At 37.4% G+C, this 26,368-nt stretch carries 16 protein-coding genes; 10 read left to right on the plus strand and 6 right to left on the minus strand.

Annotated elements, in window-relative coordinates; translation table 11 throughout:
- The 3 genes from GQR54_RS17075 to GQR54_RS17085 form a co-directional block, all read right to left on the minus strand.
- Positions 1-284 (minus strand): cytochrome c family protein (locus tag GQR54_RS17075; protein ID WP_240918963.1); only part of this gene is annotated, 284 nt, incomplete at its 3' end.
- Between the two features lie 201 nt (positions 285-485).
- Positions 486-2,027: a sulfatase gene (locus tag GQR54_RS17080; protein WP_024594183.1), complete on the minus strand. Its 1,542-nt coding sequence runs from the start codon at positions 2,025-2,027 to the stop codon at positions 486-488.
- Entirely contained in the window at positions 2,024-3,589 is a 1,566-nt protein-coding gene (locus tag GQR54_RS17085) for an arylsulfatase (protein WP_166379192.1), read from the minus strand. Before GQR54_RS17085 ends, GQR54_RS17080 begins: the two co-directional genes overlap by 4 nt.
- Positions 3,590-3,992: 403 nt before the next feature.
- Between GQR54_RS17085 and GQR54_RS17090 the strand changes: the two genes are divergently transcribed.
- The 3 genes from GQR54_RS17090 (at position 3,993) to GQR54_RS17100 (ending at position 11,131) form a co-directional block, all read left to right on the plus strand.
- Entirely contained in the window at positions 3,993-7,598 is a 3,606-nt protein-coding gene (locus GQR54_RS17090) for a TonB-dependent receptor (protein WP_024594185.1), read from the plus strand.
- A 77-nt stretch (positions 7,599-7,675) separates the two neighbouring features.
- A complete protein-coding gene (locus GQR54_RS17095; protein WP_024594186.1) occupies positions 7,676-9,250 on the plus strand; it encodes an arylsulfatase in 1,575 nt (524 codons plus the stop codon).
- Positions 9,251-9,568: 318 nt separating this feature from the next.
- Entirely contained in the window at positions 9,569-11,131 is a 1,563-nt protein-coding gene (locus tag GQR54_RS17100; RefSeq protein ID WP_024594187.1) for a sodium/sugar symporter, read from the plus strand.
- Positions 11,132-11,765: 634 nt separating this feature from the next.
- Here GQR54_RS17100 and GQR54_RS17105 read toward each other — a convergent pair.
- Entirely contained in the window at positions 11,766-14,594 is a 2,829-nt protein-coding gene (locus tag GQR54_RS17105; RefSeq protein WP_166379194.1) for a PQQ-binding-like beta-propeller repeat protein, read from the minus strand.
- Positions 14,595-15,743: 1,149 nt separating this feature from the next.
- Between GQR54_RS17105 and GQR54_RS17110 the strand changes: the two genes are divergently transcribed.
- Positions 15,744-16,637, plus strand: coding sequence for a LysR family transcriptional regulator (locus GQR54_RS17110; RefSeq protein WP_166379196.1), 894 nt, complete (start codon positions 15,744-15,746; stop codon positions 16,635-16,637).
- 65 nt (positions 16,638-16,702) lie between these two features.
- Here the strand turns inward: GQR54_RS17110 and GQR54_RS17115 are convergent, their stop codons facing one another.
- Complete coding sequence (locus GQR54_RS17115; protein ID WP_166379198.1) at positions 16,703-17,575, minus strand: EamA family transporter; 873 nt, start codon at positions 17,573-17,575, stop codon at positions 16,703-16,705.
- 623 nt (positions 17,576-18,198) lie between these two features.
- On the opposite strand from GQR54_RS17115, the gene GQR54_RS17120 reads away from it, so the two are divergent.
- Positions 18,199-18,579, plus strand: a complete 381-nt coding sequence (locus GQR54_RS17120; protein ID WP_166379200.1) for a GreA/GreB family elongation factor — start codon at positions 18,199-18,201, stop codon at positions 18,577-18,579.
- A 231-nt stretch (positions 18,580-18,810) separates the two neighbouring features.
- Here the strand turns inward: GQR54_RS17120 and yegQ are convergent, their stop codons facing one another.
- Positions 18,811-20,196: a tRNA 5-hydroxyuridine modification protein YegQ gene (gene yegQ, locus GQR54_RS17125; RefSeq protein ID WP_166379202.1), complete on the minus strand. Its 1,386-nt coding sequence runs from the start codon at positions 20,194-20,196 to the stop codon at positions 18,811-18,813.
- Positions 20,197-20,412: 216 nt separating this feature from the next.
- Between yegQ and ndk the strand changes: the two genes are divergently transcribed.
- The 5 genes from ndk to ispG all read left to right on the plus strand — a co-directional run bounded on the left by ndk (position 20,413) and on the right by ispG (position 26,056).
- Positions 20,413-20,844, plus strand: a complete 432-nt coding sequence (ndk, locus tag GQR54_RS17130) for a nucleoside-diphosphate kinase (protein WP_007377442.1) — start codon at positions 20,413-20,415, stop codon at positions 20,842-20,844.
- Positions 20,845-21,012: 168 nt separating this feature from the next.
- Complete coding sequence (locus GQR54_RS17135; RefSeq protein ID WP_024592994.1) at positions 21,013-22,143, plus strand: bifunctional tRNA (adenosine(37)-C2)-methyltransferase TrmG/ribosomal RNA large subunit methyltransferase RlmN; 1,131 nt, start codon at positions 21,013-21,015, stop codon at positions 22,141-22,143.
- 126 nt (positions 22,144-22,269) lie between these two features.
- Positions 22,270-24,060, plus strand: a complete 1,791-nt coding sequence (gene pilW, locus GQR54_RS17140) for a type IV pilus biogenesis/stability protein PilW (protein WP_166379204.1) — start codon at positions 22,270-22,272, stop codon at positions 24,058-24,060.
- Positions 24,057-24,932, plus strand: coding sequence for a RodZ domain-containing protein (locus GQR54_RS17145; protein ID WP_166379206.1), 876 nt, complete (start codon positions 24,057-24,059; stop codon positions 24,930-24,932). The genes pilW and GQR54_RS17145 overlap by 4 nt, the downstream gene beginning before the upstream one ends.
- 5 nt (positions 24,933-24,937) lie before the next feature.
- Positions 24,938-26,056, plus strand: coding sequence for a flavodoxin-dependent (E)-4-hydroxy-3-methylbut-2-enyl-diphosphate synthase (gene ispG / locus GQR54_RS17150; RefSeq protein WP_166379208.1), 1,119 nt, complete (start codon positions 24,938-24,940; stop codon positions 26,054-26,056).
- Positions 26,057-26,368: the final 312 nt, after the last annotated feature.

Raw genomic sequence — 26,368 nt, forward strand, 5'->3', positions numbered from 1 at the left:
CTTACGGTGTACGTTTTTTTTGTACCTTGCTCGGTCAAATCAATTAAAAAGGCCTCTTTTTCTTTATAAAACACGGCTTTTTGAGAAAAGTGGGTCGCGGTTATATTACTAAAATCACCAAGCACGGTATCTTTATTGGCTAAAGCCATTGAACTTGCATGGTCTGACTGCTTCCAATCGTAGGTTTGTTGTTGATGGCAAGACTGGCACTCATCATTTGCAACCGCTGAAAAACAGCTGCATAAAAAAAGAACAACAAAAAGGCTGTTTTTTATATTTATCATTATGGGCTCTACTTTAAAAAACGATGATGGGCTCTAAACTACACATATATTATGCAGTGCTAAACAGCTGAAAGTAGCACGCTGCCAATAAGTAGCCCATTAAAAGAACTAAGGTTAGGCTGTGGCTCGCTTTAGGAGCCACTTAAAAAGATGCTTATAAACTCATTCATTTATGTGATTAAATTTATAAAAGTAGTTTATCTACTTGCCATGAGCAGTTAAAAATTCATCCCAATAAATTAAATAGTCATCAGGAGTAATATCTTCCGATAAGCCTCTTATTTTCATTTGGGTAAGGTAATGCTTTTTAAAAAAATTATCCCAATATGCTTTCACTTCTGGCGTTTCATCAATCATCCCTTGATCATTAGTTTCTTTCTGCCAGCGTTCAAGCTCACTGCGCATTACAAGTAGTTGCTCAGCATAATCTTTATTTAGTGCTAAATTATGCACTTCATCAGCGTCATTAATTGTATCGTAGAGCTCCTCTGGAGGTCTATTGGGTGCAAAAAATAATGCTTGTTCGTGAGTTAATAGCTTTTTAGCATGCATTGATTCCATAAGCGCCAATACAGGATATTGTAGATGCTTGTAGGCATTGAAGTCGTTATATGGTTTTTCGGGATAAAAGTTTTTAATATACTTAAAACGAAGATCTCGCACAGCCCGTACTCTGTCATCTGTCTCGTCGGTTCTATCTTTATGAGCATAAATATAATCTCTTTTTTGTTTGTTTTTTCCTAAAAATATATGCCCTTCTACGTAGTCAGGAACCTTTAAGCCCACCAAATCAAGCGTTGTAGGCATAACATCAATTAAGCTAACTAGCTCATTATTAACTTGATTAGACTCAATACCTTTACCCCAAACAATAAGAGGCACTCTTAACCCACCATCGTATAACCACTGTTTATCACGCAGCATTGCACGCCCATGATCTCCAAAAATAAAGACAATTGTATTGTCTATTACACCGGCTTTTTCAAGCTCAGAAAATAAATTACCGACCTTTTGATCTACAGTTTGTATTGTTTCTAAGTAAAGTGCCCAATCTCGGCGCGTAATATCATGATCAGGGTAATAACTCGGAATTTTAACTTTTGAGGGATCGATAGGATTGTTTTTATCTGCAATAAAAGTACGGTGGGTTTCGCTATAATTAATTTGTGCAAAAAATGGCTGCCCGGAATACTCTTTTATATAAGTCTGCCATGCGGGGCGCTCTAAAAGCTTAAGATCGGTAGGGGCATGCGTATAAGCGCCTCCAGAGTATTTAACTTCGCCATCTTGCGCATCAAAAGCATTTATAGTGGTAGAAAAGTTAAAATCCGTTTTTTGTTTAGGGCCCATTAATAAGTTTACATAACCAACTTCACGCATAAATTGTGAAGTCATTTTAATATTTTCTGGTAAATAATAACCATCATCTAAATGACTTCTATGGTTTTGCGCACCTATGCTTGTTGCATGCATACCAGTAAAAAAAGCAGAACGTGCGGTAGAACAAACTGCCGCAGTGGCGTATGCGTGATTATAACGAATCCCCTCGTTTGCAAGCCTATCTAGGTTAGGTGTTTTAACTTCTGGAGTACCATATACAGATAGATCTAAAGAAATATCCTCCAGTACCAACCAAATTATATTTGGTTTATTACTATCACCAACATGCTGTGCGTCTGCTTTGTTAATAATAGCAGCGCAAATCAATACTAATGCCGTAACTGCATATTTATAAGATTTCATTTTAGACTCTTTAAACGGATAGATTGAAGTTCAATATCTTGAAGCTTTTGTTCCAGTAACTTAACTTTATCTGGGTGTTTAGCCGCAAGATTGTGTAGTTCAGATGGGTCGGTATCAAGATCAAATAATTGAGGCGCTTTTGAGGTACCTGGGTCTATATTTTTTTTTGTTTTAACCCAGCTTGCAATTTTTTTTGCAGGCCTAATGTACTTCCAACTGTTCTCTCTTAAACCTTTTGCATGTGGGGTTTCTTGCACTAAGGTTGTACGAGCCAATTTACTTGCATCAAAAAGTGGTAATAATTGATTTTGGCTATCAATCGCCTCTGTTTCCTCAAGAGGTACTCCTAATAATTCAGCTATTGATGCGTATAAATCAATTTGGCTAAATAGAGAATTACTCACCCCCGGTTTAACTCTGTTAGGATGGTGAACAATAAATGGAATACGCGTTCCAGCTTCGTAAATACTGTACTTACCACCACGGTATGGGCCATTTTGCTTATGGGTTCCAATGCGCTTTAATGCCTCGTCATCATAACCATCTGTTAAAACAGCACCATTATCGCTAGTAAAAATAATCAAAGTATTATCTAGTAAATTTAACTCCCTGAGTTTTTCCACCACTTGGCCTGTGGTCCAATCCATTTGTACGATTGAGTCCCCCCTCACACCCATATTCGTTTTACCTCTAAACATTTTATTGGGTAAGCGAGGCACATGAATATCATGAAACGAGAAAAGTAAAAAAAATGGCTGTTGACTTGATTTTGAAATGAATTGCTTTGCTTTATCTGATAAGACTGTATTAAATTCTTCATCGCGCCACTGTGCAGACTTTCCCCCTTGCATCCAGCCAATACGACTTACACCATTAATAATACTTTTGTTGTGCTGCTCATCGGCTCCTTGCTTTAATAGCTCTGGGTTTTCATAGCCTGTAGGTCGCGTACCTATTTTTTTTTGATAATTCACAAACAATGGATCTGATTTTTCTAAATTCACAACATCATGATTTTCAAGAAAAACAGAAGGGACCCTATCTCCTGTCGCTGGAATCAGAAAACTATAGTCAAATCCAACTTCTAGTGGGCCAGGCTTAACTTTTTCATTCCAATTTACTGGCGTATTGCCATCACCGAGGCCTAAATGCCATTTACCAACAATACCTGTTCGATACCCTGCTGTTTGCAGCATTTTTGGTAATGTTTTTTGTACTTCAGAAATAACTAGCGGGGCATCACCTTTAAGTATGCGAATGTTTTTTCTAAAAGCATGCTCACCGGTCAGTAATGAATATCTTGATGGAGAGCATGTTGCTGCAGAGCTATGCGCATCAGTGAATCTAATACCATTTTTCGCTAACGCATCGATGTTTGGAGTGTTGACCTCAGTAGCACCATAACTACTTAAATCTCCCCACCCAAGGTCATCAACATAAAACAAAACAATATTTGGTTTTTCCGCACTATTTTGCGCCTCTTTTGCATAGGCATCCGAATAAAAAGTGTTGAAAATCCCAATACTAAATAACCCCAATACTAAAAGTTTATTTGGTAACATTCGAATAACCTCAAATTATATGTGTGAAATAACCAGTAACAGCTTTTAAATAGAAATATTAAAATCCTAGCTAAAAATCAAGGAGATTAATTTTTAGGCTTCATATTAATACATTAATAAAACAAATCAACAAAAATGGTAACGCTATCCCCAAACCACCCAAAACAAGCCATTAACAAAAGCACTTATAAACACCTCTAAAACCACCATTAAACAACTGTTATTGTGTATTAGTTGTTATTTATTGACCACAATTGTTAAATACTATTGGAAAAGCTTAAGCTTGTACGTTACGATTAGGACCCAAGTAAGGACAACGCAATCCCCTTTCGATTTGGTTGATGTTCAATCGATAAGGTAAGGCGATCACACACAATACAATAATGGTTAATGGGTAACTAAGATGAAAAGTCACTTTAAATTAAATGCCATATCAGCGGCACTAATCTGCACCTTTGTTTCAGGTATCTCTGTAGCTGAAGAAAACACCGATGAAAAAAAGAAAGTCGATAAAAAAGAATCTGACGTTGAGGTTATCACTGTAACTGGATTTAGAGGCAGCTTGCAGCGAGCAATGAATAATAAAAGATTCTCTGAAGGTGTTACAGATTCAATCCATGCTGAGGATGTTGGTAAGTCAACAGACCAAAATATTGCAGATGCTCTCTCTCGTGTTACAGGGGTTACAGTTCAGGAGTCTAATGGTGAAGGTACTAAAATATCGGTCCGTGGTGCTAATTCTAATTTAAATAATATTTCAATGAACGGAGTTACCCTAACAAGCGGGCTTTCAGGATCAGGTTCTAATGCATCAGCAGAGCAAGGTGTTGATTTAAGTTCATTTTCCTCTGATATTCTATCGTCTATTGAAGTGCAAAAGACAGCATCAGCAGACCAAGATGAAGGCTCTCTGGGTGCAAACGTTGTATTGAAAACCATTAAACCATTATCTTTAAAAAAGCCGATACGCAGTATAGAACTTCAAGGTCGTTATAACGATTACTCTGAAGATGCAAACCGAAAAGTCTCCGCTTCTTTTTCAGATAAATACCTTGATGACTCACTAGGTGTTATTTTCACTTTCGCTGATGAAACTCAAAATACTCGAAGAGATGAGTATAGTGCTAGTTGGGATGATGAGATTCATAGTGCTAAAGCAGGTAAAGCTAGAGATTTTTCGACAGGACAAATTATTACAGAAGAAAGTGAGTTTTTATCTCAAAGTTCACAAAGTTACGGTTTAAATTTAGATAAACAAGATAGGCAATCTATAACCTTAGGGTTACAGTATCAACCAACTGCTGATACCGACATCCAATTAGATCTTACCCATTCTAATCAGGAGGTTATATTAGATAATCATCAATATGATCTGCAAATTTTATCAAACTTAAAAAATAAAAATAGTGATCCTCAAGAGGATTGGTGGACCATAAACAATGAGAATCATACATTGGTTAAGCGCCTTGATCGTTCAAATCGCGGTCGAGTATTTCGCCTTAAAGGTGGCTCTGAAATTAAGAACAATATCGGAACACTTAGCATAGACCATCATTTTACAGATAACTTTTCTGGTAAACTAATAGCTGGTTATTCTAAAACAAGCCAAGACTCGCTCCCTAACGCTAGAGTTATGTTAGCAGGTAAATCTAAGACAAATAAATTACCAATAACATCAAATGATCCAAATGAAGTAACTTTACAGCCGCAAGGTTACGATTGCTCAAGTGGTAGCTGTCAAATTATCGCTAATAAAGGCTTTATCCAATTTCCTGATGGCATCACCGACCCATCTTTTGGTTTAGCACCAGGAAGAACAAATCCACTCGACATTCAAAACTTTCGAGTAGGGAATGTATCTAATGATGAGGATCATAATTCAGATACCAATAAGTCTCTATTCTTAGATTTTGACTGGAATGTAGATTATTTGGGCGTTACTAAGGTTGAGTTTGGAGGAAAGTATTCAAAGAGAGTTAAAGATGTTTACTCCCTTACAACTAAAATTCTAAACAACTCGGTAGTAGTTGACGCTAATGGAGACGAGCTAAGTATCGGAGGCCTAACAGATATAACGATGGCCGATCTATTAGTATCCAATGATTTTCCTGTAAATAACTTTATGGATGGTATTGCAGATCCTAATCAAGTCCACTTTTTAGATGGATGGGGAATAGTAGACCCATTCAAAGCGCTTGCTTTAGCAACCGATAGTGAGTCGGGTTTAGATGTAAAGCCACAACCTGATGAATCTGCATCAAGAATTATTGAGCAAGAAGTAAATGCACTTTATGGCAAAATTAATTTTGAATACTTTGATGGACGTCTAACCGGTAACCTTGGTCTTCGCTACGTAAAGACAGAAACCAACGCAGAGGCGTTTAATAAAGTTCAGTTCCAAAAAACGCCGATTCTTTACGACTTCTACGATTTAATCTATAACCGTGGGCTAGCTAATGGTAATTTGCCTGTATGTGATTTTGAACCTCAGTACCCTAATGATGATGTAACTCAAACACCATCAAACCTTCCAGCTTCAGGCTCTTGTGCAGCATGGCAGCTTATGTATAACTATGACATGAATGATCCATCTACTTTCCCTGATTTTGTTAATCGTGATGGTGATACTTATCTAGCACCATCGGCTTTAAATTCAAGCAACCCTAACTATATTTTACAAGTAGTCTACAACGACGATGGTAGCGTTCAACACGTACTTAATAATGGCGTATCATCATTAGATGGACGCTCAACGGAAAATCCTGATTTAGCAGCATGGCTTGACCGCTCGACTATCGATGAGTTTATTGACCCTGTAACAGGCCAACCTCTAGGTTTCAAAGCAGGTCTTCGCTCTAAACGCGCAAAAGGCTCGGCTAGCAACGATATTTTTCTTCCTAGTTTAAATCTAAATTATAAATTTAGTGACGACTTCATCGGTCGTTTCTCAGTTTCAAAAACAATGTCTCGTCCTACTTTCGACTCGACTACGCCAGGGGCTAACATTGATGAAAAATACGTTAGTGCTTGGGGAATAGGCAAAGCGAATAATGTAGCTCTAAAACCTCTAGAATCTACTAACTTAGATCTTTCTTTTGAATGGTACTTTAACAACTCTGGTTTAGTTTCTGTTGCATTTTTTCACAAGGACATGACAAATTTTGAAGAGAATATAACCGAAACCTATATTTGGAAGGATATCCGAACAGACTACGACTTGTCGTCAGTCGACTCAATCTATGATGTACTCGTAGAGCCAACATTAAAAGAGGATGCCGACGGTAATCCTATTCCTGATACGCAAAATGCTCAACTTAATCAATATGAAGAAACACCAGGCACACCTTTAGATGAAAGCGGTAATACTTGTATGCCTGATAGAGTTGCTCACATTGAATTGCAAGACTCATTAACAGCTAATTGTCACACTGTAAAATTAGCAACCGTGAGAAATGGTAAAGGGGCGACAACTCAAGGCATTGAAGTAAACTATACACAAAACTATGATTTTCTACCTGGTGCATTATCAGGCCTAGGCTTAAGCGTAAATTATACATACGCAGAGTCAGAGAAAGACATTGAAGTTAGTGCCGTTTCGGGTGTTTCAATAACACCTTTACCTCAAGCTTACACGCCAAAACATTCAGCTAATACAACTGTTTTTTGGGAGAAAGACGATTTAATGCTGCGCCTTGCACATCGTTATAGTTCTGTACAACTTGTAAACGATAACTTTGCATTTGGCCAAGGTGTTGCGTGGTTAGATTCAACAAGTAAGTTGGATTTTAGCTCAACTTATAAAATTAATGATCATTTTACCCTTAGCTTCCAGGCGCTTAACCTCACAGACGAAACAAACAGAACTTTTCTAACAAGTAGGAATTATATAATTGATGGCGAAGTGTATGACGAAGGTAATGCCCTTAATAACTCAGTTGATACTAGTCGGACGATTTCAGAATATCGAACTGGTCGCCAATATAGAATAGGTATTAGAGCTTCATTCTAATTACAAATATATAGAAATATATCACTTTTCTAAATGGGTAGGAGTTTCTGCCCATTTATATCAAATTGAAGGTATTTATGAACTTTAAAATTAATTACTTATACTTTTTTACTGTATTGACTTTATCCTTGGCAACAAGTGCTCACGCAGAACTGACAGATAATAGTATAGAGCTAAAAGAAAACAAAAATAAAGTGAGCTCACTTAATGATAAGCCGAATATTGTAATATTTTATGTAGACGACCTTGGTTATGGGGATTTAAGTAGTTACGGAATGAAGCAAGCTCAAACCCCTAATATTGATGCATTAGCAGCTGAGGGGATTCGCTTTACCGATGCACACAGTTCTGCCGCAACCTGTACACCGTCGCGTTATTCAATGTTAACTGGCCAGTATGCTTTTCGTAATAATGCTGCAATTTTACCGGGCGACGCACCGCTTATCATTGATCATAACAAGCCTACTCTGCCTAAAATGTTGCAAAAAGCAGGCTATAAAACGGGTGTCGTTGGTAAATGGCACTTGGGACTAGGCGATGGTTTTGTCGACTGGAATAAAGCTGTAAAGCCAGGGCCGATAGAGCTAGGATTTGATTATAGCTTTTTAATCCCTGCGACTGCAGATCGAGTACCCACTGTATTTTTAGAAAATCATCACGTAGTTAATCTAGACCCGAATGACCCAATAACGATTTCCTATGAAAAGCGTATAGGGAACCGCCCTGTCGGTACAGAGCATCCTGAGCTACTTAAAATGTCAGCAGATCTTCAACATAGCAATACCATTGTTGATGGTGTTAGTCGCATTGGTTGGATGGCTGGCGGAAAGTCTGCTGAGTGGAAAGATGAAGAGTTTCCTCACATTTTCACTAAAAAAGCTATTGATTTTATTAATGATAATAAAGGTGAATCGTTTATGCTGTTTTTTCCATTCAGTGATATTCACGTACCTAGAGTTCCAAATAAGATGTTTGCCAATAAATCAGGAATGGGGCCAAGGGGTGATGCAATATTGCAAATGGATTGGATGTCAGGACAGATTATTGATGAGTTAAAAAAACAAGATTTATATGATAACACGCTTATTATATTTTCTAGTGATAACGGCCCTGTAATGGATGATGGCTATGCAGACCAAGCCGAAGAGCTACGAGGAGATCATGACCCAGCGGCAGGTTATAGAGGTGGAAAATATAGTGCATATGAAGCCGGAACACGTGTACCTATGATTATTACTTACCCTAAAGGAATTAAAAACAACGGGGATAGTAATGCATTAGTTAGCCATATAGATATTTATAAATCACTCGCTGAATTAGCCGGTGTTAAGCTAGATGAAAGCGAAGCGATTGATAGTGAAAATATGTTGCCAGCTTTTTTAGATGCTAAAGAGAGCGGACGTACAGAAATGCTTGAAGAGTCATTTACTTTGGCAATTCGCAGTGGAAATTGGAAATACATAGCGCCATTTAATGGGACTACTCCCGACTGGCTTGCAAATAAAACCGCAATTGAAAATGGTTTAAAAACTAAGTCACAGTTATTTGATTTATCAAAAGACAGAAATGAGCAACACAATGTGGCAGATAAATACCCAAAATTAGTATTTTCACTACAAGCTAAGATAGATAAAATTAAAGCTCGTAAGTAATAAATTTTAAACATGCCGAGGTTGACTATAGGTAGTTAATCTCGGCTATTTAAAAGTAGTCAACTTACGCTTATTCAAACTAATTTAATTAGTTATTTCATGATATAAAACAGTTTACTAGCTGAAATCCACCCCTACTTCGCTTACGGATATCTCTTTTAATCTTGTTACTATACTTATAAAAATCAGCGATATAAATAATCTAATTACTAAAACATTGTATTTACTTAAAAATATAAAAGGCAAACTCCAAAACAAAAAGGATAACGCTATCCTAATCGTTTTTATATTTTAAAATACAAATTATGAGGAAAGTTAATGAAATTAGACATACTCGATTCTAGTGTGTTTGTAGCTTATGTATTAGGACTACTAATACTCGCGTTATGGATATCAAGAGAAAGCAAGCAGAAACAAAAAAACACTGAAGATTATTTTTTAGCCTCTAAGTCCCTTCCTTGGTGGGCAATTGGTGCATCATTAATTGCATCAAATATATCTGCAGAACAGATTATTGGAATGTCAGGCTCTGGTTTTGCAATAGGTATGGCTATCGCATCGTATGAATGGATGGCTGCAATAACACTATTAATTGTAGGCAAGTATATGCTGCCTATTTTTTTAGAAAATAAAATTTTTACTATGCCCCAATATCTTGAACAGCGCTTCGACAGTAAAGTTAAAACTGTTTTAGCTCTTTTTTGGCTTGCCGTGTATGTGTTTGTTAATTTAACGGCTGTGTTATGGTTAGGCGGGCTTGCAATAGAAACAGTTGCAGGTGTTGATTGGATGTACGGCATGATTTTTTTAGCGCTATTCTCAGTAGCATACTCTTTATATGGAGGCCTAAAAGCAGTTGCTTACACCGATATATTACAGGTAGTCCTTTTGGTATTCGGTGGCCTATTCTTAGTTTATTTGGCATTAGATGAAGTATCTAGCGGGCAAGGTGTGCTTGCAGGGTTCGGTATTTTAACTGAGCAGCTACCTAATCACTTTGATATGATTTTAAGCCCAGATAACAGTAATTATATGAGTTTACCTGGTATCTCTGTTTTAGTTGGTGGCATGTGGATAATGAACCTTAGTTACTGGGGGTTTAATCAATATATTATTCAAAGAGCTTTAGCAGCAAAAAGTATTAAGGAAGCCCAAAAAGGCATTGCATTTGCCGCATATCTAAAACTACTAATGCCAATAATAGTTGTACTACCAGGGATTGCCGCAGTTGTGTTACACCCACAGTTAAGTTCACCAGATCAAGCCTACCCATCAATGATGGAATTAATGCCATCGGGTATTAAAGGACTTGTTTTTGCTGCTCTAGTCGCCGCTGTCGTTTCATCTTTAGCATCGATGACAAATAGTATATCGACTATCTTCACGATGGATATTTATTCAAAACTTCAGCCGGGAAAAACTCAAAAACACTATGTGAAAGTAGGTCGATTAACCGCTTTGGTTTCATTAATTATTGCTTTAATAGTGGCAGAGCCGCTATTAGGTAAATTTGATCAAGCCTTTCAATATATACAAGAATTTACAGGGTTTTTCACTCCGGGTATTGTTGTAATATTTTTAATGGGAATGTTTTGGTCAAAAGCGAGCTCAGCTGGCGCGTTAGCTGCAGGTGTTGGCTCCGCATTATTTTCCCTGATTTTAAAATTCGCATACCCTGAACTCCCTTTTATGGATCGCGTTGGAATTGTCTTTTTATTATGCCTAGTTATCTGTGTAATTGTCTCTTTGTTAATAAAAGATAAAGGCACTAACGGAAGCGTAAATTTAAAAGAGATAAGCTTTGCAACTGAGACTAACTTTAACATAGCCGCTCTAGGTGTCGTAATAATCCTAACAACGTTATACGCTGTATGGTGGTAAAAAATTAAATCGTAAGATTTAAACAAGTGTGTATGTCAAATCAAAGTCACTCATAATTTGAGTGGCTTTTTTGGCTTTTAATAAATGTATTTTATTACATAACCTGATGTAATAATCTAGGGACTTTCAGGGTTAAAGCTCGTTCTATCTAGGAGCAATGGAGTCGCGTATGAGGCTTATAACTCAGTAGGGCCCAATCACTATTACTAAGTCACTACTACTGCGCTATTCTACAAACTACACCTAGTATAAATAAGTAAAAATAGAACAAAGCTTCCCGTGCTGCTCACGCTCTTTATCTATAATGGTGTAGGCAACAAAAAGAAAATGACTCTATGGACAAACTAAAGTGTAAAGCATGTTTGGAATTTATGCTGCTCCTGAAGTAACAAAGTTAATTTGACTACCTAATTAGAGGTTTTATCATGTGTCTCATCAGACTTAAGAGACGCTATGAAATGAAAAGAAATTTGAGTTAACTTTAGAGGCAAATACCATTTTTGTATTAGAGGATGTAGTGTATTTCGGCTTACTTAATTGATTATCAGCAACACTTTACAAGACTTATAAAATGTCAAATAAATAGCGCAGGACTAATAAATATTAATCCTGCGCCATATATTAAACGCTGTATTTACATTGACGTACTTTCGGTGTTTCTAATATCCTCAGTAATTTTCACATCAATAAATCTAAATGCACCAGCTAAAACTGGAATTTCAACTACTCCATTTGAATCCGGAGAGAATATTTCACCTGATAGAATATCTACTATCGTTTCAGGTGTAACTGAGTTAAATTTCACCTTAGCAATTTTATCACCTGGATTTAAGTATCCACTATCAACAAGTGTAAGCCTTAAGTGTTTTTTGTCTGACTGAGCAACAACCCATGCAGTTTCTCCTGATACAGTCATTGGCAGAAGGTTAGATTTTTCTTCAATCTTATCCCTAATTTGTTTATATTGAATGCTATCAGCAGCCATTACATTTTCCCCATTAGGATCGAAGTAACTTTTACCGTCAGTAATATATTCCTTCATAATATTTTTATAGATAGGGTGCATATTATCAGCCAATGCGCCTCTAACTGTACCTTCATCTTTAAATTTACCTTGCTGAACCGGTGTGATTAAAACTAATCCTTTAGGAAATTTTGGTATAAAATCTAATCGTCTTTCTTTCGTATCAGCAGCATAACTAGAATAATCCCACGGCAACGTTTTTGCACCTGGCCACGTGCCATTTAGGCGACTAAATACATATGGCACAGATTCTTTCTCTTCATCATAAAACGTAGTCCATTTCACATTATTTGATGTTTCTCTATAAACAGGGTCTGGCTCTTTCATACTGATGTGAACTGGCGATAAACTTAATAGCTCATCACGTTTAGGAACATAAAGCGCTCCTTTACCAATTAGCTCCCAAGCAAGACTCATGTATTCTTGATTAAAGCCGAAGTTATTAATATAACGTGCACCTGACGCTAATTTATAGATTATTTGTCTAAGCGCATGATTAGGAACCATTTGATGAGAGTGTTGACGTAATCGGTCAAAACTAGGGTTATCTCTCGCATACCTCTCACCCCAATCATCGACAGAACCAGCCGCCCAAAGACCCATTCTCCCTGCCACACTTATTTCCATTGATTTATCTGTTGTTTCTTCCATTGCAGGAACAAAAGCATCAGCTAAACGTCCAGATCTTAATTCCAACCATTCCGGAGCATATATAGTGGACTGCCAAAATGTATGTTTATTTCGCATAAATAAATTAGCGTTGTTTTCACTACTAAATTTGGCTAAAGGATAAAAGTGATCATTTAGTACTTTATAAAATGCCTCTCCATGCCCTTCGACCTCCGGGTATATATTGACTGTCTTTTTGCCTTCTCCACTACTTATAATTCTTTTCATAGTGGCTAAACTAATCATGTACGGATCATTTCCATGACCTGCCCATTGTGATATCCCATCGCTATTTTCATAGCCATCTGAAAGCTGATTAAACATTTCTTCAGGTGATAATGTATAATTTTTACGGCCATCTCTTTTATCACGGTACTTCGGGTTATCAGCAAGTATTTCACTTCTATCCCAGTTCTCTACATTTGCTGAGGACGAGTAATTTAAAAATACAGGTGAATCATACAAAGACTCACTTCTTTCAATTGTATCTGGAATATCATTACGACTCTCTGAAATAAAGTAAACGGGTAAAGGTTCACGTTCGCGAATCGGCTTTTGAAAAGATGATAGTTGCCTTTCAATTGTTCTAGTATTGTTCTGTATAGCTGCCAGCTTGCCTTGCGGCTCTAGCTCTTTATAGGCATTTTTCCAATCTGGGTTAGATGTATCAATTATGTGTACTTGGCTACCTCCACTTTGAGCACTTGCAAGTAAAATTTTATTTGAACCCTTGTCTTTCCAGATATCATAATATGAATACTTACTGGCTAGTATTTCCGAATCATTCACATCAAATGACTCTGGGGTTAGAAGTATTCTCGATCCAAAAAGTGTTAAGTACGTCGAAATACCTTCATTAATAACGACTTCAGTTTGAGCGACACGGTATCCAAAACGGTCGATTTGTCCTGCTATATCATTTATTTGACTTTTCTTTTGCGAAAGATCACTTAAGTCCATAACTGAGATAGCGGCATCTCCTATCATAGCGCTATTACCTATAGTTAGCTCATCATTACCATCATTATCAAAATCGACTGTACGCAGATCGCCTATGCCTTTTTTGATTAATACTTTACTTTTTTCGCTCGGTAAGTCAGCAAATGGTTCAAAGATATAAAAGCGGCCAGAACTTTGAAGGCTATTATTTGTTCCTAAAACAACCAGCTTTTCAGTACCATCACTAGATTTTATAGGGCGTACAAAATTCACTGTGTGAGTACCCGCTTCAGGTTTTACGCCATCACCAAAAACACCTTCTTCTGAGTATGTTTTTGATTCAATAGTTTTTAATAATTCACCATCAGTAGATATATAATACAAGTTTTTATCATAGCCACCTGCAACAACATACTTGTTATCTGCATCAGAGATTACAGTTACAGAGTTCATAGGAACTTCATTAAGTCCAAACGTCCACTTTAAAGAACCATCACTATTAATACAGTAAACATTACCATCTGCATTCGCAGCAAATACTTCTACAAGTCCATCACCATTAATATCTTGAACCCAAATATCATGGTTCATAAAACCCGAGAGTTCATTTTCCCATAATTTTTGTCCATTAAAATTAAAAGCAGCTACTGTCCCCTCATAACTAGTCGTTATGATTGATGAGCCACTGCTCAGCATTCCCGTCCTAACTTTAGTAACTGTTCGATTTGTTTCAATACTTTTAATGGCCGATTGAGAAGCCTCAACGACAGGGATAACGCAACCAATTAAAAGCGTACTTGCTATTACTGCAGATAAGATTTTTACTTTCATAACATTCCTCGCATAAATATAAATTAGTAAATACTTAGGACTTAGGTTTGTACCTATTTCCTAGAACAAAAGTTTATGCTTTTTTTGAATAGAAGATCAAAGTTTGGGTGAAAATAGTAAACAAGGCAAAATAAGTGCATAAACAATCCTTTTGTATTGATTTAACAAATAGATTAAGCAAGTTAATTATGTAAGATAAATCATTTATGATACTTATATTATTTATCAAAACGCTTGGATGTACCTAATTTATTAGGTCATAGACAGGTTACCAATATTAAATAAATGGAAAACCACCAATAAGGGATAACGATATCAACGTAACCATTTGTTTACATAAATTGTAACTTTCGATTTTTCACAATTGTTACCAAAGCGTTAAGTCTTATATCGGCATAATTAATTTGGTCAGTGTACATAAGTAAAAAAACTAACCACTTCAACACCTTCTTAATATCGCCCTGAAAATCAGAATTGCCTTCAAAAAACGGCTAAAAAATGCCTATCAACAAACAACAATATACTTGGGTTATCTTCCCACGGTGATTTACTAGCTCGTTGGTATTTAAGAATAAATTGAAATTTGATGCCCATTAAAATATTGCACAATACGTTTAAAGTATTGATATGGAAGTTAGGTGAGACTTTTTGAAGTGAAATTACGTATGAGTCTTTTATAATACTCGTACCCGCTATATTACTCACGTTAGCTTTGCTTCGATTTTATTTAGGATTAAAAACGAGAGTTGATAAAATGAGATTCTATTAATTAATACTTTTAACTGCCCCTTCTATTTAAACAATTACATAATCGCCATATACTATATTCAATTGGTGTTACAGCACTTATCTCGTAACTTAATGGATACTACCGCACCCACTATCACTATAGACACAGTAATGTCTTATGCTTTTTTAAGGGTTCAGTTACTAATTACCTATTATTAGGCGAAAGCGATACACAGCTAGCTTTTGCAATGCTGAACTTGATCAATAATATCCCAGGCAATATTCTTCTTTATATTACTCATAACAGATATAATTTAATTACATAACCTCAGCCTTTCGGTAATCCCCTCTCAATCTCTAATGAAATTTTAAAGCGCCGCTGTTAATATTGTCTACCTCCTAAACAATAAAGTAGTTCTGATGGCAGCTCATTATTCTCTCGATGATTTACGTTACTTTTGCACCATAGTAAAACTAGGTAGCTTTAAAAAAGCATCAGCAGACCTTGATATGTCACTATCAACTTTGAGCCGTAGAATACGCCTATTAGAGCAAGCTCTTCAATTAACGCTATTAAATCGAGATGCCCATCGGGTAACACTTACGCATACTGGCGAGTTATATTACGATCGCTATCGTAAACTGTTCGATGAAGTAGAGTGCATAGAGCAAGCACTTTGTGATGAGAAAGACCAACCTAAAGGGAAAATTAGGATCTCTGCCCCCATTTACATGGGTAAACATTTTTTAAGTGCTATTTTTTGTGATTTTTTACTACAGTATCCCGAAATTCAATTAGATTTACGCTTTTCAAATAACCTTATTGATATTGAAAAAAAAGGGATTGATATAGCGTTTAGAGTAAGAAATCCTGCTATTGATAATTGGGTTATTAGGGAGCTTAAGCTTACTCACAATATATTATGTACTCACTTAAGTCATGATTATCAATCCATCACTCATCCTAAGCAATTAGAAGAGCAACCAAAAGTTACGTGCGTTGGGTTGGTACCGTGGCAATTAAAAAATCAGCAAACGAGTGAAGAGTACAGTTTTAATCCAAACACACATGTTCGATTAGAAGTTGATGAAATTCAAATGATGAAACAAGCCGTTGAGTCTGGTGTGGGTATTAGCTACATTCCTGATTATATAGCTTTACCACTTATTGAAACCGGAAGCCTCAAACGTATTCTTCCTGACTGGCAAAGCGAAGGGCAGCCTTTTTCTATGCTTTATCGCGACAGAAAACAAATCCCTTATCGTGTGCGATTACTTATAGAGCATACACTGCAACACTTTTCTAAAGTGTAGCAGCGTATGCCTTTAGCACTTAAACGGAATTATTTTCAACAACAAAACTTTAAGTTAGCTAAACTTTAAAAACTAAGCCTTAGTACAATTACACCTAAAAATGCCGTTGTTAATCCTATAACTTCTTGGCGTGTAAAAGACTCTTTTAGAACGATGCGTGAGTACAACAAAATAATTAAAATATTCATACCTGAAATCGCTGAAACTAGCCCTGTATTACCAATTGCAAAAGCCGATATTATTGCCACCATACCTGCCACGTTTGTTAATCCAATCAGTAACCCGCATGAAAATGTTTTACTCGCAGACCAATACCCTTGAGAAGTGCCTTGCTCTGCTAACATTTTTTTACGTTTTACTAACCAACTAACAGCAAAAAGAAAACTACCAAACCCGAACATAGACGTTAGCGTTGCAAACGTATCAGCTTCAAGAAGTGTTGATTGCTTACCCATTAAATCATTAAATGCAAAGGCAAGTGCAGCGAGTAATCCCCATTGTGCACCTTGTAGGTTATTCAACGAAATATCGCTTGAATAACGAATGATATAAAGGCCACCAAAAATAATAAAAAAGCCGATTAATTGAATAGCAGTTAAGGTTTCTTGCCACAATAAAAAGGCAAATAAAAGTACAAATAAAGGCGTTAACCCCGACAGGATGCTAATTAAAGACGCTTTCCCAACCGAAAACCCTTTGTGCAAAAACCCATTAGCCGCAAAAGATCCAAAACCTAAAGCGAGCCCAACAGTAATATCAGCCCAGCCGTACCATGTGTGCTCAAACACCACAGTACCTAGCGCACTAATTATAAACCCCACAAAAAAAACACCGAATAATAATAGATTACGATTAATCTTTTTTTGTGACGTCCATTGGTACATTATTCCTCGCGCACCAAAAAAAATAGTGGCGAGTAATGCAAAAATTATCCACATATAAATGAGACCCTTTATAATTTACTTTGATGAACCCGAATAAGAAGTGGTTATTTAACATTGTTCAATGCAATGACTATTACATAAAGGTTAAGTGATAGAGAACATGGCCACTATAAAAGTGTTACCCAACACCTAATTTCACTCTATAAAATAAACAGCTTAAGCTTCACATAATCACACTTTAATAAACAACAGCACCAGTATATTTAATCTATAAATATTATAAACAGGCATAAATGACACTATAGATCCCATAAATAGCACTTAATCATTTAGTCGTTTAGTCGTTTAGTCGTTTAGCTTCAATTCATAGTGAGAAATTAACACGCAGGCATTACAACACTTTAGTGAGAAAAAACGAGTTTATAAAAGCATAAAAGATAGCTATTAAACTATTATTTTACCGTCAAAATGTTTTTTAACCTAAAACTCAATTGACTTTATTTTTTAACTCAATATGATTGATTTAAACAAAGAGGATAATATGCTTACTTTAATCACATACCTGCTAAAAACAAATACCATCTTCGGAATTTAAGCCGAGTGTAACCCTTACACTCGGCAGTTACACTGTACCTTTATATATTTAAATTCGATTTAGTTTTTGTGGGGATTAGTCCGTGCTTTCTTTTCTGTTCGAGCGTAAAAAACCTTTCCTGTCTAAAAATGACTTCACAGATGCAGCGGTACTATTACAACCGTTAAAGCTTGCGTATTTGCTACAAGAAGTCGAGTATTCACAGCGGCCTTGGTCAAAATTCAATCCGCATGTACAAATTAATAGCACGGTGGTTATTAAAAATATAACCACCGGTTTTAAACGCCGTATAACTTTAGTGCCTCCAAGCCAACGAAGGCACTTTATTAGTGACGTATCATTTCACTCTCCTCTTGGGGTCGCTCTTTTAGGGCATAAAATAAATCATATTATTGAATATAAAGAAGCTGGGGAATCCTATCTTTGGGAAATAATAGCCATAAATATTAAGGAGGAAATATAGAGTAAATTATTTCAATTTTTATTTATTAATTTTATATATTTAATTGGAGTTATTTGTAATGAGTAAAGAAAAACCTAAAAAACATGCAAGCAAAACATTAAAACAAAAACGTAAAGAGCGAAGAGATAAGCTAAAGCAGCTTGAAAAATAATTAATATTATTTTAAATAAAGTCGCAAACTCGGGGTTTTTATAATCCCGAGTTTTTTGAAAAAACTATATTAAGCTGTAGCTAAACAGCTTGTTTAAATGGATTACGGGTATCTTGGTGATCCTCAAGGTTACGCATTAAAATGGCGTGCTCTAAGTTAATGGCATCATCTAATGGTATTTTTACAATGTGACCAGAGCCTTTAGCATCGCTAATACTTTCGCCCTTTTTGTTTTGCATGTATTCAAGCTCAAAAGTAATATTACCTTGCGGTGTCATGAGTTCGAGTGAATGCCCTGTACAAAATTTATTTTTAACGTCTATTTCAACTAAGCCATTTTCGCAGCGCCCAAGTACTTCACCCACAAATTGCTGCTTAGTTGATACAGAGTGACCGTACTCATAGTTTTGATAATCTTGGTGAGCATGACGCTTTAAAAAGCCTTCGGTATAACCACGATGTGCTAAATTCTCAAGTGTTTTAAATAAGTTAGTATCAAATGGTTTACCCGAAACCGCGTCGTCTATTGCTTTACGATACACTTGCGCGGTGCGCGCTACATAATAAAATGATTTAGTACGCCCTTCTATTTTTAAACTATGTACGCCCATTTTTGTTAGCTGTTCAACATACTGCACGGCGCGTAAATCTTTTGAATTCATAATGTAAGTGCCATGTTCATCCTCAAATGCTGGCATATACTCACCAGGGCGGCCTTGCTCTTCAAGCATGAATACATCGTTACTTGGCGCACCTTCACCAAGAGTAGGAATAACCTGTTTGGGATCAATTTTATGTACCATCTCACCCGTTTCGTTTTCAACCCCTGGTTTTACATCGTAATCCCACCTACACGCATTTGTGCACGTGCCTTGGTTTGGGTCGCGTTTGTTTATATAACCAGAGAGCAAACAACGCCCCGAATAAGCCATACACAGTGCGCCGTGCACAAATACTTCAAGTTCGGTGTCTGGGCAGAGTGTGCGTATTTCAGTTATTTCTTCGAGCGACAGCTCCCTTGATAAAATAACCCGTTCAATCCCCTGCTTTGCCCAAAATTGGACACTCGCATAATTTACCGCATTTGCTTGAACTGATAAGTGAATTGACATAGTTGGCCATTTTTCACGAACAAGCATAATTAAACCAGGGTCTGACATAATCAGCGCATCGGGCTGCATCGCAATAACAGGTTCTATATCACGTAAATACGATTTAACTTTCGCGTTATGCGGCGCAATATTAGACACCACATAAAACTTTTTATTTTGCGCGTGCGCTTCATCAATACCTATTTGCAAAGTATCTAAGTCAAACTCATTATTACGCACTCGCAAACTATAGCGAGGTTGCCCTGCATAAACCGCATCTGCGCCATAAGCAAAGGCGTAGCGCATGTTTTTTAAACTGCCTGCAGGGCATAGTAATTCAGGAATAAAAGGCGTTGAAGAGATAGCTGGTAACATGTGCGCTCCATACAGCGAACTGGGTTTAAGCCAGTTGTATGATTAATTAATTTATAAGCGCGGCAGTATAAATGCGGTCAATAATTTGCGTTTGATCGAGATCACTAAACTGCAACCAAACTGGTTTTTAATAAAATTAGGATTTTTCACTTAAAACGCGTATAATTCGCGCCCGTTAATATTCACACTTTTACTTAAAATTATTGGAGCATAAAGATGGCTTTAGAACGTACTTTTTCAATCGTAAAACCTGATGCAGTTGCTAAAAACCACATTGGCGCTATCTACAACCGTTTCGAATCTGCTGGCCTTAAAATCGTTGCAGCTAAAATGGTTCACCTTTCACAAGAGAAAGCTGAAGGTTTCTACGCTGAACATAGCGAACGTCCTTTCTTCGGTGCTTTAGTATCTTTCATGACATCTGGTCCAGTAATGGTTACAGTTCTTGAAGGCGAAAACGCTGTTCTTAAAAACCGTGAAATCATGGGTGCTACTAACCCTGCTGAAGCACTAGCTGGCACTTTACGTGCAGACTACGCTGATAGCATCGACGAAAATGCTGTTCACGGTTCTGATGCTGTTGAATCTGCTGCTCGCGAAATTGCTTACTTCTTCGCTGACGAAGAGCTTTGTTCACGTACTCGTTAATTCGAATTCGTTAACATATTGAAAAGGGCTTTCGGGCCCTTTTTTAGTCATTACGTAAAGTATTAATCAGTAAACTAATAATGTTTTACTTAATGATTAAAGTGAGTGAATTGTGTACAATTCGTCCTCGTAAATTTTATCTCCACCGTCACCGATTGAGGTTGTTTCATGACCGAGCAAAAAAAGATTAACTTATTAGATTTAAACCGAGATGCAATGCGCGAGCTATTTGCATCGTTCGGTGAAAAGCCGTTTCGTAGTGACCAGGTTATGAAATGGATTTATCATTTTGGCGTAGATAACTTCGACGATATGAGCAACGTAAACAAAAAGCTTAAAGAAAAACTTAAAGCTGAATGCGAAATTGTAGCGCCAGAAATCACCGTTCGCCAGCAAGCAAGCGACGGTACTATTAAGTACGCACTTATTCTGGAAGGCGGCCAAGAAGTAGAAGCCGTTTGGATCCCTGAAAAAGAGCGCGCTACTTTATGTGTATCATCACAAGTTGGTTGTGCTCTTGAATGTACTTTTTGTTCTACTGCGCAACAAGGCTTTAACCGTAACTTAAAAGTATCTGAAATTATTGGCCAAGTTTGGCGTGTAGCTAAAGATATTGGCCTTGATGGTCATAGTGAAAAGCGCCCAGTAACTAACGTTGTAATGATGGGTATGGGCGAGCCTTTACTTAATCTTAAAAACGTAGTGCCAGCAATGGAATTAATGATGGACGATTGGGGCTTTGGTTTATCTAAGCGCCGCGTAACATTAAGCACTTCAGGCGTTGTACCCGCACTTGATTTACTAAAAGAGAAAATTGACGTAGCACTGGCTATATCACTTCACGCACCAGATAACGCACTGCGTGATATTTTAGTACCGGTTAATAAAAAGTACCCTATCGAAGAGTTTTTAGCCTCATGTCGTCGTTATATCGATGGTTCGAAAGCCAATAAAGACGTAACAGTTGAATACGTTATGCTTAATGGCATTAACGACAGCACCGATCAGGCGCATGCATTAGTGCAAACGTTAAAAGGCACACCTTGTAAGGTCAACCTTATTCCGTTTAACCCGTTCCCGGGTAATGAGTACACTCGCTCAAGCAATAGCCGTATTGACCGTTTTTCAAAAGTATTACAAGCAGCAGGCGTTACCTGTATTGTGCGTCGTACTCGCGGTGACGACATTGACGCCGCTTGCGGACAGTTAGTAGGTGATGTAGTTGACCGTACTAAACGTTTAGCTAAAAAGAAAATGCGTGACGATAACGCAATTAGCGTTAACATCCACCAAGCATAATCTATAACCACCCTATGTGAATTAGTTATGTAGGGTGGTTAAGTTGCTTATTTTCAAATAAATGATGCAAGATAAAAGGTTTTAGGTAAGATAGGTGCCATGGACTAAAAATGAAGAGATATGGTAATGCGATCTATACTTGCTATAACACTATCGACACTTGCCATAAGCGGCTGTGTTAGCGAAAGTAGTTATAACGGTAGTAATAAGCCCGTCGTCGAAAATAAAATTAATAATACTGGCGCAGCACGAACACGAATTGCTTTAGCCCTACAGTATCTAAAAACGGGTAATAACTCTCAAGCCAAATACAACTTAGAACGTGCAGCTGCATTTGCTCCTGACCTACCTGAAGTACATTACTCTCTTGCTTATTACTATCAACAAGTAGGCGAAAATCAGCTAGCAGATAAAGCCTACCAAAAAGCACTCGAAATAAAGCCAGACGATCCTAATACCCTTAACAACTACGGTGTATTTTTATGTGGTATTGATGAATACGACCGTGCAACTGATCAATTTTTAAAAGCCATTGAAGTACCAAGTTATATTCGCGTTGCCGAAAGCTACGAAAACTTAGCGTTATGTGCTATCGAATTTGATGATTTTGAAAATGCAGAAAGCTACTTCCAGCAAGCACTTAATCACAGCTCTCAACGTACATCTACGTTAATTAGCTTAGCTGCACTGTATTACGCTAAAAGTGACTTATACAAAGCCAGTGAACTTTTAAAACGCTACGAAAGCACAGGTCGAGTATCTTCTCGCGCATTAATGCTTAGCTACCTTGTAAAAAACAGAATGGGCAGAATAGAAGAGGCTGAAAAGATCTCCAGTACTATTTTACAAACTTACTCTACCAGTAACGAAGCCTATGCATTAAAAGAGAAAAGAACACGTTTTAATGAGTTTGAAATACTGCGAGAAAAATACCGCAAAGCGCAATTAAAAGAAATAAAAAATGATGAAAGCGGCACACATATTAGTTCAAAGCCAAAAATAAAAGTAATTAGAAAGAAACGTTCACCAGAGGACGGCTCAACAAGCTTAGTAACAAATGACGAGAAAAAAACAGATAAAAACCTCGCAACAGCATATAACCAAGACTTGAATCCGGTTATAGCAAGAGAAAATCAAGCCGATGGAAATACAATAGTAGCAAAACAAATTATAGCTCCTAAAGTCGTCGTACCAAGCAAGTCTACCGATACATCAGCTGTTATGCTTGCACTTACCACTGAACACGACTCTGCGGAGTCTATAGTAGCAGCGCCTATGAAGGCTAAGCCCACTTACGAACCTAAAAAAATGCCTGTAGTAAAAAAGCAATCTGGCAAAGCTGATGATGAAGTAAAAATAATTTCGTTTGGCGCGCCTAAAGCAAATCAGCTTAATTCACAAGAAAACAACAAAAACACTAACGTAGTACCTGTAGTTACCACTCAAAAAAATAGTAGTCACGTGGTATTCTATGAAGCGACTAAAAATACAGCCGTATTTGAAAGCAGCAACTATCAAAATGGTGCTGATATTAGATTTAAAAGTTATGAGGCAGTACAGAAAACTGAGCTCCCAATGCTTAACCCTAAAGTACCAGCTTTACAAGTACCATTTCATATAATTGCCGTTGGCGAAAACCTATTTAGCATTTCGGTACGATACAATGTTAAACTACAAAAACTCTTACAATGGAATGGTTTAAAAGAGTCGGATAGAGTAATGAATGGAAGTAAAATTTATCTAAACGATCCGAATGTTTATTATGAAATTAAAGCTGGTGATTCTCTTTACGATATAGCTACCCAGCGGCATGTGTTAATTGATGAATTAATGCGATGGAATAAATTAAGTCCTGATATAGCACTAAACCCAGGGCATAGACTTTTACTAGTGGATCCAGACTCATACAAATTATGAATGAAGAAAATATACAAACACAAACACAGACACAGACAGAGCAGCCGACTGTAGGCCAAATATTAAAAAATCACAGGGAGCAAGCCAACGTTAGCATAGCGACTATTGCTGCACCTTTAAAACTATCTGAGTTGCAAATTAAACGCCTTGAAAACAATGAATTTGCATTACTAGGTCCTATCACTTTTGTTAAAGGCTATATAAAAAATTATTGCCGTGAATTAAAAGTAGATAGCGCACCTATTTTAGCAATGATGCCAGCACCACCAGAGCCAACAAAACCAGAAAATATGCAGAGTTTTTCGCGCAGAACAGAGAAAGAAGCAAACGACAGTCGTTTAATGCTATTTAGCTACTTAATTTTAGCGATTGTTATTGGCTTATCTGCTTTATGGTTTTGGCAAAACGCGACACCTATTGAAGAGCAAACCAGTAACATAAATGTCGCCAATTCAAAAATGAGTGAACGACAGGCCGCCCAACCAAGTTTTTTGCAGCAACAGCAACAAGCTGAGATTGATGACGAGCCATTGTTAGAGCCGCAAAGTGCGCTTACACCTAGTGAACCTGAGGTAGTTGTAGAAACAACTCCTCTTGCTTCTATTAGCGATAGCCAAGATGATAGTACGAGTACTATTGTTATGAACTTTAATGACGAAAGCTGGGTGGAAATTTACGATGGCGAAGGCGAAAAAATAGCGTTCGGTGTTAAAAAGGCAGGCTACATAATGACCGTAAGCGGAACGCCTCCTTTTTCAGTTGTGCTTGGTAAGCATGACGTTGTAAACATTACTTTAAACGGTGAACCTGTAGATGTGTCTGCATTTCCTCTAAACCGTTTAGCCAAATTTACATTACCACTAGCAGAGTAGTCGCTATGTTTTCAGAATCTCCAATTAAACGCAGAAAATCCACCCGAATCAATGTAGGTAACGTCCCTATTGGTGATGGTGCCCCTATTGCAGTGCAATCAATGACCAACACCGACACCATGGATGTTGATGCAACTGTTGCACAAATACAGGCAATACAAGATGCAGGTGCCGACATAGTCCGTGTATCAGTACCAACAATGGATGCAGCCGAAGCGTTTAAAAGTATAAAAGAGCAAGTAACGATTCCGCTAGTTGCAGATATTCACTTTGATTATCGTATAGCCTTAAAAGTGGCAAAATACGGCGTTGATTGCCTGCGTATAAACCCGGGTAATATAGGTAGTGAAGAGCGTATAAGAGCTGTGGTCGATTCTGCACGCGAGCATAACATTCCTATTCGTATTGGTGTAAATGGCGGTTCACTAGAGCGCGATTTACAAGAAAAATACGGAGAACCAACACCAGAAGCTCTATTAGAATCAGCAATGCGCCATGTAGATATATTACGTCGCCTTGATTTTGATCAATTTAAAATATCAGTAAAAGCGTCTGACGTATTTTTAGCTGTAGGTGCATATCGCTTACTCGCTAAAGAAATAGACCAACCACTGCATTTAGGTATTACCGAAGCGGGCGGCATGCGCTCAGGCTCTGTTAAATCTGCAGTAGGTTTAGGTATGCTTCTTGCCGAAGGTATTGGCGATACCTTGCGTGTATCACTTGCTGCCGACCCGGTACAAGAAATTAAAGTAGGCTTTGATATCTTAAATTCATTGCGCATTCGTTCGCGTGGAATTAACTTTATTGCCTGCCCTAGCTGCTCACGCCAAGAGTTTGATGTAGTAAGCACCATGAACCAACTTGAAGAGCGCCTTGAAGATATTATAGAGCCTATGTCAGTTTCAGTAATTGGTTGCGTTGTAAATGGACCAGGTGAAGCGCTTGTGAGTGATATAGGGCTTGCCGGTGCAAGTCGTCGTTCTGGTTTGTATATAAATGGCGAACGCCAAAAAGCGCGTATTGATAACAACAACATTGTTGACCAGCTTGAAGGTTATGTACGCGACTTTATAGAGAAAAAGCAGAACCAAACACCGATTGACATAAAAATAGTCGAATAAATACCGTTTAAGATGGCAAACCGCGTGGTTTGCCGTTTACCTTTATAGCTAGTGGATACCCAAACGACCCCAAGACACAGAATTCAGCGTTTCACAGGCTCTTAATATCAAGGCGTTACTTTGCAAGAATGGCAACCCCTTTTAAAAAGTAACAACGATGAGAGTAAGTGTCTGTGAACCGCCCAACGGGTTGGTTTAAAAGCGATTTATACTGCGTTATTGATTTTAACAATAGAACCACTATTACTTTCAATCAATGACTTGCCTAAATCGCTTTTAATTCCAACTGAAACTCGCATCATGGGGTCATTT

The sequence above is a fragment of the Pseudoalteromonas sp. Z9A4 genome, assembly GCF_011378845.1.
GTDB lineage: Bacteria > Pseudomonadota > Gammaproteobacteria > Enterobacterales > Alteromonadaceae > Pseudoalteromonas > Pseudoalteromonas arctica.